This is a genomic window from Sphingobacterium chuzhouense (assembly GCF_014692525.1).
Lineage (GTDB): Bacteria > Bacteroidota > Bacteroidia > Sphingobacteriales > Sphingobacteriaceae > Sphingobacterium > Sphingobacterium chuzhouense.
Genome location: NZ_JACNYL010000002.1, coordinates 726,608 through 739,840, shown reverse-complemented (window position 1 = coordinate 739,840; position 13,233 = coordinate 726,608). Strand labels below are relative to the sequence as shown.

8 protein-coding genes are annotated in these 13,233 nt (G+C 42.0%); 7 read left to right on the top strand and 1 reads right to left on the bottom strand.

Going from position 1 to position 13,233, the window contains the following annotated elements; all coding sequences use genetic code 11:
* Nucleotides 1-16 precede the first annotated feature (16 nt).
* Entirely contained in the window at nt 17-1,753 is a 1,737-nt protein-coding gene (locus H8B21_RS09535; protein ID WP_190313524.1) for a thiamine pyrophosphate-dependent enzyme, read from the bottom strand.
* Between the two features lie 214 nt (nt 1,754-1,967).
* On the opposite strand from H8B21_RS09535, the gene H8B21_RS09530 reads away from it, so the two are divergent.
* The 7 genes from H8B21_RS09530 to H8B21_RS09500 all read left to right on the top strand — a co-directional run bounded on the left by H8B21_RS09530 (nt 1,968) and on the right by H8B21_RS09500 (nt 13,205).
* Nucleotides 1,968-2,510 carry an RNA polymerase sigma factor gene (locus H8B21_RS09530; protein WP_190313523.1) on the top strand — a complete coding sequence of 181 codons (543 nt, stop codon included), beginning with the start codon at nt 1,968-1,970 and terminating at the stop codon, nt 2,508-2,510.
* 51 nt (nt 2,511-2,561) lie between these two features.
* Nucleotides 2,562-3,707 (top strand): FecR family protein, encoded by a 1,146-nt coding sequence (locus H8B21_RS09525; RefSeq protein ID WP_190313522.1) that lies wholly within the window; start codon nt 2,562-2,564, stop codon nt 3,705-3,707.
* 217 nt (nt 3,708-3,924) lie between these two features.
* Nucleotides 3,925-7,143, top strand: a complete 3,219-nt coding sequence (locus H8B21_RS09520) for a TonB-dependent receptor (RefSeq protein ID WP_190313521.1) — start codon at nt 3,925-3,927, stop codon at nt 7,141-7,143.
* A gap of 4 nt (nt 7,144-7,147) precedes the next feature.
* On the top strand, nt 7,148-8,818 hold the full coding sequence (locus H8B21_RS09515) for a RagB/SusD family nutrient uptake outer membrane protein (RefSeq protein WP_190313520.1): 1,671 nt from the start codon (nt 7,148-7,150) through the stop codon (nt 8,816-8,818).
* Between the two features lie 21 nt (nt 8,819-8,839).
* On the top strand, nt 8,840-9,877 hold the full coding sequence (locus H8B21_RS09510; RefSeq protein WP_190313519.1) for a hypothetical protein: 1,038 nt from the start codon (nt 8,840-8,842) through the stop codon (nt 9,875-9,877).
* A 187-nt stretch (nt 9,878-10,064) separates the two neighbouring features.
* Nucleotides 10,065-11,468, top strand: a complete 1,404-nt coding sequence (locus H8B21_RS09505) for an NHL repeat-containing protein (RefSeq protein WP_190313518.1) — start codon at nt 10,065-10,067, stop codon at nt 11,466-11,468.
* Nucleotides 11,469-11,480: 12 nt separating this feature from the next.
* A complete protein-coding gene (locus H8B21_RS09500; RefSeq protein WP_223814941.1) occupies nt 11,481-13,205 on the top strand; it encodes a DUF4886 domain-containing protein in 1,725 nt (574 codons plus the stop codon).
* Nucleotides 13,206-13,233: the final 28 nt, after the last annotated feature.

Sequence of the window (13,233 nt, the reverse complement as noted above, 5' to 3'; positions counted from 1 at the left end):
GTGATAGGCGCGCTAGCTAAAATACATCCTTGATGTGCTTATAATTACTTTTAATGATGTTGGCAACATCTTTAAAATCACCATGGAGCATCATCTTGCCCATCGCTGATGCCATCCCTTTCAACTGTCCAAATTCTATTTTTGGAGGCATTGCGAGTGAATCGGGATTGGTATATACATGGATCAAAGCCGGCCCGTTGGCAGCGAACGCATTTTGCAATGTTCTCTCCACGTCATCTGGGGAATCTATCGTAAAGCTATTCATGCCCATCGCATCACCTATTTTGGCAAAATCAGGGTTGAACATATCGGTTTCGCCATCGGGCAGTCCTTCTACTTGCATTTCCAATCTTACCATGCCTAATGAACGGTTGTCGAAAACGACAATTTTTATCGGCAGTTTATATTGCACGACGGTAGCCAGATCGCCCATCATCATGGATAGCCCACCGTCGCCACAAAGTGCGATAACCTGTTGGGCGGGCCTGGCTAAAGCAGCTCCTATCGCATGCGGTAGCGCATTCGCCATTGATCCGTGACTAAACGAGCCTAATAATATCCGTTTTCCGGTTGCGTGTAAGTATCGGGCTCCCCACACACAGCACATGCCGGTATCCACAGTAAAAATAGCGTCGTCATTTGCCAATCTATTGATGGTATCCGTTAAAAATTCGGGAGATATGGCATGTTGCTTCCCTGTATCTTCCACATAGGTACGAAGTGATTTCTTAACATCTTCATATTTATCCAATTGTTTTTGCAGGAATGCATCGTCTTTTTTTTCTTCAATGAGGGGGAGTAACGCATCCAACGTGTCTTTTATGTTTCCTGCTAAACCTAATGATACCTTTGCCTTCCGTCCGAGACGCTCCGCGCGCTTATCTATTTGTATGATTTCGAGATCGTCAGGCATAAATTCCTTATAGGGGAAGTCTGTTCCTAACAGCAACAACAGCTCGGAATGATGCATGGCATAAAAAGCGGAAGGTAACCCAAGTAAGCCGGTCATGCCTACCTCAAACGGATTGTCATACTGTATGCCCATCTTACCTCGAAAGGAATAAGCCACCGGTGATTTTAGCAAGCCTGCCAATGCAATTATTTCTTGATGTGCTTCTGTTGCACCAAATCCACAAAAAATAGTGATTTTGGACGCTTTATTTAACCGTTGGGCAAGTTCTCGAAGCTCATTATCCGAAGGTCGGAAAATAGGTCGTTGTCTCAGCAGATAAGGAGCCGTGCTACCTTCTTCGGCTTTTTCCTTCGTCAGATCTCCCGGAAGTCCAAGAACAGCTACCTCTCCTTTGGTGTGCGCATGCTGTAATGCGGCTTGCAACATGCGGGGAAGTTGCTTCGGGGTGGTCGCAATTTCGTTATAGCCACTGCAATCTGCAAAAAGTTTTATCGTGTTGGTCTCTTGAAAAAAGCCCGTACCAAATTCGTCCGTTGCACAAGTGGAAGCAATCGCCAGTACCGGAACATTATTGCGCTGTGCCTCATATAGCCCGTTGATAAGATGTACATGTCCGGGGCCGCTGCTCCCTGCACAACAGGCGATCCCGTTGAGTTCGGCTTCGGCGGCGGCGGCAAATGCACCTGTTTCTTCGTGCCTCACGTGTATCCATTGTATATCGCCAGACCGTCGCACGGCATCGTTGACCTCATTTAGACTATCTCCCGCAACGGCATAAATCCGCTTAATGCCTGCCTGCGCTATGGTCTCTACTAATTGTTCTGCTATAATTTTTGCCATATTCTTTCGATAAAGAGCGTTAACTGTTTAAGGATTAACTATAAAACACGATAGGCAGTAAATGGTTTTAAAGCAGATGATGTAGCCGTTTTGATAATCAAACTCAAATTTGATTTGTAAATAAAAATATTTAATATTGCGGTTACAATTATAATCCATTGTTCCATTGAATCGGTCAAGACATATATATACAGCCTATAGTTTAGACGAACTTTTGCAGCTTATAAGAGAGTCGGACAGCCTTGCTTTCGACGAACTGTATCGCCGCACCTGGAAGAAATTATATGTTCATGCTTTCCAAAAATTACGAGATGAAGATTTAGCCAAAGATATTGTTCAGGAAGTTTTTGTCGATTTTTGGAACAAAAGACAATTACGGGATATCCAGCGTGTAGAAGCTTATTTAATGCGAGCAGTTAAATTCAAGGTGATTGACAGATTCCGGAAAAAGGATTTTATCGTAGAAGAGATCGAGGATTTTGCAGAGGTATTGGTCAATAGTGAATTTTCCGACAGCAAATTGCTAGACGACGAACTGGACAAACTTCTTCATCATTGGATACACCAACTTCCTAACAAGCGAAAAGAGATCTTTTTATTAAGGTATGAGGAGGACTTGAGTACAGAGGAAATAGGGAAACTATTGAATATATCAACCAAAACTGTTCAAAATCAAATTCTTAATGCTACTACATTTCTCCGTAGTTTGATGCAGAAGATTTTATTTTTATTTTTTTTATTTTTTTTTGGGAGTTAGCACTGCTTTCCACGACATATAAGAAAGCAACGATTATAGATCATTTCTTGTATGTCTGGGAATTCAAATAGAATAAAAAGCAAGCTGTCGGCAATCTTCAAAAGATATGTCAACGGTGAAGCATCAGCCGAAGAGGAGCGTTTCGTAGAACGGTTTTACCAACAGGTTGGTGATCAAAAAGAAAATGCAGATATCAATTTCGACCACTTGGAACAGGAAATTAAACAGACTATTGACAACCAAATCTCTTCAAAAAATAAGGTCATAAAACTTAGCTACAGTCCCTATATCCGGCTTGCCGCTTGTTTGTTGCTGGTATGTACTGCAGTTTTTGTCATTTTCCGGATGAGTGGATCAGATAGTTCTTCGAAGAGTTTGCAAACTACCGGTATAGCGAAAGAAAATCCAATTTTATCGATTGGTGCCGAGAAATCTTATCCGCTGGATGAAGAGGTGCAGGATAGTTCAGCTTATCGCATCATTGACGATCAAAAGGTGTTTTTGCTATCAGCACTAGCAGAGGAAATAGCAGACGATGCACCGCGGAAAATTACAAATCCTACCAAAAAAGTTTTCACGTTTTTATTGGATGATGGGAGTCAGGTTTGGTTGAATGCTCATTCTTCGATCGAATTTATGTCGAGCTTCAATAAAACCGAACGTATGGTGCATGTATCAGGCGAAGTAAGTTTAGATGTTGCCAAGCGTGAGCAAGACGGGAAACCGATGCCCTTTTTTGTCAAAACGCCTTTGCAAACGGTGGAGGTGTTGGGAACACAGTTTAGTATGAATACGCAGGAGGCTGGTGAAGAAAGCGTAGTCTTGCTGGAAGGAAAAATAAGATTAAAGCATAATAAATATAATACTTCTGTAGTGCTCACGCCTAATCAAAAAGCATTTTTGAGCCCGAGCAATAATCGTATACTCGTGGCATCCGCAGATGAGAACAACAAGGTTCGTGCCTGGCGCAAAGGACTCTTTTATTTTGAAGGAGAGCAGGTTGCAGATGTTATGAAGGAACTTGCACAATGGTACGAACAACCTATTCAAGTAGATCAAACAGTACAGGAATTACCTATTACCGGGATGATAAGCCGGTATGAACAGCTAATGGATGTATTGGAAATTATGGAAATGACGAATAATATAACATTTGTGGAAAAGAAAGGAGTTATCTATGTAACAGCAAATGACTAAACCTACAGGGAAGAAAAAATTAGAGGTGCGGCGAACACCTCTAATAAGAGGACGCTTTTTAGCGACCCCATGTATTGATCATGTTTAAATCAACATTCAAATGTATAAATTACTAACGAGAATTAATACACTAAAAAGGTGTAATGGAAGATTGTTATGCCTAATTATTGTTTCAAATTTATTAATAATATCGCCTGTACTGGGACTGGGACAGGCTTTGCGTCAACTAATTAACGTTGAGTTTAAAAATACGGCTATTAAAGATGCTTTTAAGGAACTCAATAGTTTAGCTGGCGTTAAATTTGTTTATTCGCCCAAAGATTTGGACGAGAACAAAAAGGTGTCGGGAAAGTTTGTTAACAAATCAACAGCATCTGTTATTGATTTCCTGCTTTCGGGACAGAACGTGACGTATTCTGTCAAAGATAATACGATTATCATCCGTAAAGTAGCGCAAAGCAAGCGGCAGCCTGTACAGCAGCGATCTATCACGGGACAGGTTCTTGACGAACACGGGCAACCCTTGGGAAATGTCACGGTAAAGACGAATACTAATTCTCATCAAACGGTGACAGACGATGGCGGTAATTTTAATATCGCTGTGGCAACTGAAGACCATCAACTTATTTTTAGCTTACTTGGTTATCGTGCATCGCAGGTTGACTTAAACGGACAAACCAGCTATACGGTACATCTGGCTAACGCGGAACAAGATTTAGATGCAGTAGTGGTAGTCGGGTATGGTACGCAGAAGAAAGTTAACCTAACCGGCTCCGTGGCTGCAATAAGTGGCGATGAGCTTTCAAAAAGATTGGTTGGACAAACGTCGATGGCATTACAAGGTGCATTGCCAGGCGTTACCATAACCCAACGATCTGGACAACCGGGAGCAGATGCCGGCGGAATACGGATAAGAGGCATAGGGACATTGAACGATGCCAATCCGTTGGTACTTATCGACGGAGTGGAAGGCTCTATGGAGAATATCGATCCTTTGACCATCGAGAGTATCAGTGTTTTAAAAGATGCAGCATCTTCCTCTATCTACGGTTCGAGAGCGGCAAATGGGGTAATTTTGATCACGACGAAGAGAATGGCAGGTAAAGGCTTTGCTATAAATTATTCTGGTTATGGTGGAGTCCAATCGCCAACAGATCTAAGGGATATGGTTAATGCGCAGGATCATATGAGCTTAATGAATATAGCGTATCAAAATACGGGCGCCTCTCCAGTTTTTGATCCGGATAGGGTACAGGACTATGCGAATCTGCATGCTTCCGATCCAGACAATAATCCGGATGTGGATTGGCAGGAATTGGTGTACACGGAAAGTGGATTTACACAAAATCACACAGCAACGATCAACGCGGGCATGGATCGAATCAAACTTTTGGGTTCTTTCGGTTATTATAGTCAAAAAGGACTAATCAAGAATACCGATTTCAACCGATATTCGTTGCGGTTGAATACCGATATTGACCTCACAGAGAAACTGTCGTTAAGAACGGATATAATGCTTCGGCAGATGACTCGCGATGAACCCGGATCGAGCGTAGCGTCGGTAATCCAGTGGCTGAACCGTCTACCTGCTACAGAACCGGCGCTTTATACAACGGGGTTGTACGGTCATGGGTGGCAGGGAAATAATCCGCTTGCTATGACATTGTCAAGTGGTTTTATTGAGCAGATCACACCATCCGTACAGCTTAATTTAGGTGCGAACTACAAAATAACAGATAAATTAAAGGTTGATGTTGCTTATGCTCCCCATATATATGAGGAACATTATAGAAGGCTGCAATTGGCGCTACCGACGTACTATCCCGACGGATCTTCGGCATATTCCATACCGGAGAAGACTATGCTCATCCATAAGAACACGCGATTTCATAAGGGAAATGTCAGGGCTACCATTCATTATGATGATAGGTTTGACGACCATGGTATACAGCTTCTCGGCGGATGGCACCAAGAAGATTATTCGGAAAGATGGTTCCAGGGCTCACGTAGGGGATTTGAAATTCCGGGTTATGAAGTGCTCGATGCAGGATCTAGAGATGAGCAATTAGCGTCAGGAGCAGGATCTGATTGGGCTTTACGGTCTTTTTTCGGAAGAGCCAATTACGATTTTAAAGAACGGTACTTGTTCGAGGCTAATCTTCGTGTCGATGGTTCGTCCAGGTTTGCACCCGGTCATAGATGGGGTGTGTTTCCATCCTTTTCAGCAGGGTGGAGAATTTCGGAAGAGTCGTTTTGGGAACCTGTTCGGGACAAGCTCCCTGAATTTAAATTTCGCGCTTCTTGGGGGCAATTAGGTAACCAGAATATTGGAACATATCCGTTTGATGCCTTTGTAGATTTGGATCAACCTTATGTCTTTGATAAGAATGTATACAATGGCGCTGCCTTATTGGCCATGGCCAATAATCAGATAACATGGGAAACGACAGAGATGACCAACTTCGGCGTGGACTTTAGATTTCTCAACAACTTCCAGATGACATTCGATTACTATGTCAAAAACACAAGGGATATCTTGTTGACGCTGGATGTGCCGAAGATTATTGGTTGGACTGCGCCATATCAAAATGCGGGAAAGGTTAGAAATAAAGGCTGGGAATTGGCATTGAATTATGCGAATAAGGTAAACGATTTTTCGTATAATTTTGGATTTAACTTATCGGATGTAAGAAATAAAGTTATCGATTTAAGAGGTGTTAACAATACCGGTTTAACTGTTAATAATGAAGGTTATGCGATGAATTCCATTCTTGCCCTGGAAGCTACGGGCTTCTTTACCAGCCAAGACCAACTAAGTAGCCACGCGCAACAATATGGTAATTATACATTAGGCGATATCATGTATAAAGACCAGTTAACGCGTGATACGGATGGTGATGGCATTCCCGATGAAGCTGATGGGATTATCAACGAGGATGATAAGGTGATCGTAGGGAACACTATACCGCGGTTTACGTTTGGTTTTACGACCAATTTATCCTGGAAAAGCTTTGATTTCCATCTCATGCTGCAGGGTGTCGGAAAAGCCGACGGATATCTGTATGCTGCGTCAGTGATGCCTTTCTATCTGGGCGGAACAGCACAAGAAGCGCATAAGAACTATTGGCGGGAAGATAATCCCAATGCGGCATTTCCCCGGCTTGCATTCAATGAACCTAATAACGAGAATCACTCTACTTTTTGGATGAGGAATGCGGCATACTTGCGCGTTAAGAACATTCAAATTGGATACACTTTGCCCCAGCGGATATTGAACAATATAGGTGTTCAGAAATTAAGGATTTTTGCAAGCGGCCAAAATGTGTTCTCGTTCGATAGCTTTTGGGATGGTTTTGATGTAGAAGCACCGGTCGGTACAGGTAATTATTATCCACAAGTCCGCAATTTTTCAGTTGGTTTAGATCTTAATTTTTAATGAAATGAAACGCATAATATATATAAGTTTGTTTACGGGATTAATTGGCTTTTCAAGCTCTTGCTCCGACTATCTCGAAAAGTACCCGATTGATAAACCTGCAAGTTCAACATTTCTAAAATCGGAAGTCGAATTGGATCACGCAGTTGTCGGTGCGTATCAACGGCTATGGAATGGATATGGCGGGTATAGCTTGCCATTTGAAGTCATGTTGGATTGTACGACCGATATTGCTTGGGAACGTGCAGACGCATCATGGCAAGCATTAGGTAATGGTAAAGTGGATCCGAATAACTGGGTTATTGGTAATGTCTGGACGAGTATCTATGAAGGTATCCAACGTTGTAACTTTATTATTGAAAACGTTGATAGAATTGAAAATATAACTAATCAGACAAGGGTTAATCATAGTGTAGCACAGGCAAGATTTCTACGTGCCTATTGGTACCATCACCTGATCGAGATGTTTGGTGACGTACCCCTCGTGACGACCTTGCTCGATTTAGAAACGGCCTATGTAGGAAAAGATGCTAAAGAAGATATTTATGATTTTATTTTGGATGAATTGGAAGCCTGCTCTGAAATTTTACCGGATAGTTATACGGAATCTAGAGATAAAGGAAAAGCGACTAAAGGCACGGCACTCGCTCTGAAGTCAACTGTCGCACTTTATGCCGGTAGATGGAATGTTGCTGCTGATGCAGCAAAACGCGTGATGGATGCTGGCGTTTACCAATTGGAAAGTAACTATGAAAATCTTTATATTAAGAGCAAACAAGATGTTTCAAAAGAAATCATATTTCAAATCAGTTTTTTAGCGGGTACGCGAAATCACTCTTTTCCGGGTGGTGTTAACACCCGTATGGCAAAAGGTTATTCGTCAAAAGTACCGAATCAGGCATTGATTGACTCTTATATGTGTACAGATGGTTTGCCTATCGATGAATCACCGCTCTATGATCCGAAAAAACCGTTTGAAAACAGAGATCCAAGAATGTATGTTACCAATGTCGTACCGGGAATGATATCCAATGGGTATCAGTTTGAAAGCCATAAAGATAGTACACAGTGCTGGAACTATAATACTACACCCGCGACGAGAGTAGCCAATCAGGACGCCACAAATGCCTATGCTACATTCTCTGGCTATTGTTGGAAAAAATACACGGACATGGAAGACCCAGACTATCTGAACAGAAGTAATACGGCGTTTTTATTGTTACGATATGGTGAAGTCTTGCTAAACTACGCGGAAGCTAAAATAGAAGCTAATACCATCGATGAATCTGTTTATACGGCTATTAATGAAATCAGGAGACGTGCGGGGATGCCTGATATTGACAATGGTCTTACACAAGCACAATTGCGTACAATTATCAGAACGGAAAGAAAAATCGAATTGGCCCTCGAAGGAAAGAGATTATATGATATCAGACGTTGGAAAATTGCGGAAGACGTCCTTAGGGGAAATTTATTGGGGCGAATTGAGAGAGGATTATTGGCTAATGCTCCCCGAATTGATGAGAACGGAAATCCGCACTACGATAACGTAACGAACAGAAATAATATGCGGGTTATAGAGGTACGGCTTTTTAACCAAAGAAACTACTTGTGGCCAATCCCACAAATTGAAATCAATGTCAATAGAAATATAAAGCAAAATACAGGTTATTAGATTATCCTTAAAAACAAAAAAATGAAAAAGTATATCATCATATTCATTGGGACTTTTAGTCTATTTACTAATTGTGGTAGTAAAGAAAACGCCGAAATTCCAATTAATCCGCCGGGTGAAGATAAAGAAACCGTCGATTTGCTCTGGAACCAAGGTGTAAAAAAGAAAAATTATACACATATGAACTCGCACGACCGGGGTAGACAACCTTCCTTATGTGCTGTGAGTGATTTAAGTGAATTGATTCCGGGCAAGCCTTCCAACGTAAACGAGACATATGCCTGTTTGGAAGGTGGCAGCATTGCCGCGACAGACCGATCGGCTCCATCGGTACATCTGGTATCGATAAATTGTGATGGGCATGAATATATATATGACTACCCGAACAGTACACGAAAAACAGGATTTGCGTTTAATCCAAAACGGGAGAATCCGGACGATCCGATCGAGTTTCAGTTTGTGAACTTGGCAAGCGGATACACCAATGCGGATTCCCTAAAATATTTGCGGGAAGTGGGGCTGGTATTTTCCAATTGGGGAAAGAGCAACACGGGTAATTGGGCGTTCAAGCGAGATTTTACGATCGGTGAATTTGATAAAGACATCCAACTGAAATTCTTCGCTAAACTGGATCACGTAAATAAACCAAACGCAAATAACAATATTTATATTACCTGCGATTTGAGATATGTGTTTTGGAATGGTAATCAAAAGGTAAGAGCCGATCTTGTGGGCGTATTGGTGTATGAAAATCTAGCTAATCCAAGCAATCCCGATCCGGTTTATTGGAAAAGTTCGTCTAATGTTGGCTCCGATCCTTCAGAACGATGGTTTATACGAGGTGCGCGTACCCAAGTACCACAGCTGACTAGCGAATGGAAAGAAATCACAATAAATTTCAATAAGTTTATCGAGATGCTTCCAGATCCGCCGGCAGGTGTGAGCTATGATGACGCTGTTATTTCGGGATTTGACCTGTATTCTTCGATGCGGGGCCAAGATGTGGTGTTTAGCGTAAAAGATGTCCGGTTAGTAGGCTATAAACCAACAAACAAATAGGGAAAAAGTAAATAAATCCATCTGTTTTTTTATCTGTTAGCAGTGGAAGAAGTTAATCCCCGCTTCTAACAAAACAGCTGTAGCGACGTTAAAAACGATGCAGCAAGGATACTGTTTTTGTATAAAAACGGCAGATGGCGTGCTGCATATTGCCACGAACCAGTATAAACTAAAAGAATAACTAACGATGAATAAAATAACAATAAGTAGCATCACGATGCTACTTGCCTCCATCATCCTATCTTATGCGCAGCGTTTGGATACGCATACCTATCCGGTGACCGAGAACGGAGAACAACTCCGAAATATTTTTTTGAGAAGCGCTCTTTTAAATTCGGGTAACACGGTTTTTATAAATGATGTGGCCGGTGGGGAATCAAGGGGCTTTGTCGAGAAGAATGGAAAACTATATTTCGCGAACCGAACCTCCAACACCAATCCCGGTCATATTGCACAAATCTTTGAAGTTGACGGCGCAACGGGGGCATTATTGAAGACGTACGACTTACCTAAAGCAGCATATGACGGTCTGACGTTTTCTGCAAATGATATTGCCATTGACGATGCTGGAAATATATTTATTTCTAATATGGTAACCACCTCTGGTGAGTTCCGGGTGACATATATTAATCCAACGCAATCACCTATAGAATGGAAAACGCTATTGAATACGACAGTCAACGGAAGATTTGAAACGTTTGCCGTATCCGGAGATTTAAAAAATGGCAACGGATTTATACTTGTTCCTAAATCTTCCAGTAATATCGTCCACCGGTATAATGTTACGGGTGGGGTAGCCAATCCTACAGCAGAAGAAATAACCTTGTCAGCGTTGTTCCCCGAGCCAGCGGCTACTGCGGTTACAGGATTTGGACAGAGTGCTAGAATCCAGATTATTTCCAGCAGCCGTTTCTATCTGGACGGCGCATTTCGTAATCCTACCCTTTATGATCTGTCAGGCAAACCGGTGGACGGATTTCAGAATAATATGGAATTGGCGCCTACTAATATAACGCCGAAACCCAATAATGCAGATGATAAACGTGGTGGGCCAACGGGCGTTACAGAATTTACGCTCAACGGAAAGCATTATCTTATTGTAGCTTCCGCCAACACAGATTTTGTTACGCCGCAACAGTTTGATCTGTTCCAGTTTAAGGATGATAACAAAAGTTTTAGCGATATGACCTTTATGTATCGTTTTCCGGATGCGGGGATGGGGAGAACAAGCAATGGAATTGCGTCCGTATCCAACGTTCAAATCGTAAATGATGGAGCGGAAGACAAAGCTCGTATCTATATATATGCTTTTAGAAACGGATATGGAATATACGATTTCGTAACAAACGTGGTTGAAGAACCATCATCGGAATACGAGTGGTTAGTTGCTCCCGCTATCTTTTTTGATGGTGACGCAACAGCTAAAGTCGTTGGGGCGGGTTCAACTAACTTCGTTAAGTTTTTTGTCAACAACAACGAGGTAGAGCTTACGAATGGTATGGCTGATCTATCAGCATTCTCGGGAGCAATATCCTTGAAGGCAACAACCGCCAATGGTGATCAGGTAATACGTTTGCAAATAAGAAAATAAACACAACAATTTATGAAGATGAAAAAGATATTAAGATATTGGATATATATACTGGTGCTCGCATCAGTTAGTTTTGCCTGTTCGAGTAAAGATAGCCTTCCGCAACCCAAGGAGTTTTTAGTAGACTTTGATCAGAAGGAAATCTCTTTAAAGGAAGGCAAAAGAGAGACGCTAACGGTCAAATTTAATGAAGAAGCTTCAAAACTGGATTATGATTGGTCCTCCAGCAATTTGGATGTTCTTTCAATAGAGAATACCGACAAAAATCAAGCTGTTATTCGAGGACTATCTATAGGATCGGCTATCGTTAAGCTTGAATCCACTAATAAAGAGGTGGCTGCGCAGTGCGAGGTAGTCGTTACGGAACGGGGTGTTATCAAGATTCTAGCAATAGGAAACAGCTTTACACAAGATGCTGTCGAAACGAATCTGTACGAACTGGCGAAGGCAGCTGGAATTGATTTGACAATAGGCAGTATAACCAAAGGGGGAAGCGCGTTAGCCACACATTGGCAGAATATCTCGCAAGACAAGGCCGATTACAGTTATTTGAAAATTGTAGGCGAAACCAGAACGAGAAACCCCGAGCCGCAGCGTATAAGTTCCGTCCTCCAAGAAGAAGATTGGGATTATATCAGCATTCAACAGGTGAGCGACAATTCTGGGCTGTACGATACCTATAGTAATTTACCCGATATTATGCAGTATTTGCGAGAAAACGCGACGAATCCCGATGTTGAATTTATTCTGCACCAGACTTGGGCGTATCAGGCAAATTCAACGCATGCAGGTTTTCCGAAATATGATAAGGATCAGCTGAAAATGTATAACGCTATTGTGGAAACAACAAAACGGGTAGCAACGGAACAAAACATAGGAATTATTGTTCCGTCCGGAACCGCCATTCAAAATGGAAGAACCAGCTATCTCGGCGATAATTTTACCAGGGATGGTTATCATTTGGATTTAAGCTATGGCAGATATACTGCAGCGTGTGCTTGGTTTGAGAAACTGTTTGGGCTAGATGTGAGAAACAATTCCTATACACCGAATGGTTTGAGTGAATCCCGGTCGAATGTAGCACGTGCTGCCGCTCATCTGGCGGTACAAAAACCTTATGAGATCACCGAGTTGGTGGAATTTAAAGATAATCCAGATATTAAAGAACTAACAAAAGCGGTTTATATCGATTTTGGTAATACCGGAGAAGCCGCGTCTCCCGCGCCCTGGAACAATATCACTTCTCGGACGGTAAATTCATCTGTCGAGTTGCAGGATGAAGATGGAACTGCCCTAGGGATAGAATTGACCATTAAGCAAGGATTTGGAGGTATAAACGGCAACGGTACAACGGACCCGCAGGTTCCTGGATTTGATATGCCGGTAAGTGCATCTAGGGATTCTTTTTTTGGAAATGGTAACCCGTTTAGCGGACAAACAAGCCCACTCGCGGAGATAGAGATAAATGGATTAAATCCCGACAAACAATATGATTTCCTTTTTTTTGGTTCCCGTGATGCCAGTGACAATCGAGAAACTGCCTACACGGTTACAGGCGTGAATGAAGAGACGGTATATCTCAATGCGTCCAGTAATAAAACTATTGCGGTGGGAGTAGAGAACATTAAGGCATTGGCGGACGGAACGATCCGTATAAAGATGACGTATGGGCCAAATAACACCAGCGCCTCTAAATTTTATTATATCAATGCCATGAAATTGTCACCTGCTAAATAATGAAATTGTCATTCTTTATAAACGCTAA

Excerpts from the sequence above, each read along its gene's own strand:
- H8B21_RS09535 (WP_190313524.1), bottom strand. The coding sequence starts at position 1,753 with ATGGCAAAAATTATAGCAGAACAATTAGTAGAGACCATAGCGCAGGCA.
- H8B21_RS09525 (WP_190313522.1), top strand. The coding sequence starts at position 2,562 with ATGTCTGGGAATTCAAATAGAATAAAAAGCAAGCTGTCGGCAATCTTC.
- H8B21_RS09510 (WP_190313519.1), top strand. The coding sequence starts at position 8,840 with ATGAAAAAGTATATCATCATATTCATTGGGACTTTTAGTCTATTTACT.
- H8B21_RS09505 (WP_190313518.1), top strand. The coding sequence starts at position 10,065 with ATGAATAAAATAACAATAAGTAGCATCACGATGCTACTTGCCTCCATC.
- H8B21_RS09515 (WP_190313520.1), top strand. The coding sequence starts at position 7,148 with ATGAAACGCATAATATATATAAGTTTGTTTACGGGATTAATTGGCTTT.
- H8B21_RS09500 (WP_223814941.1), top strand. The coding sequence starts at position 11,481 with ATGAAGATGAAAAAGATATTAAGATATTGGATATATATACTGGTGCTC.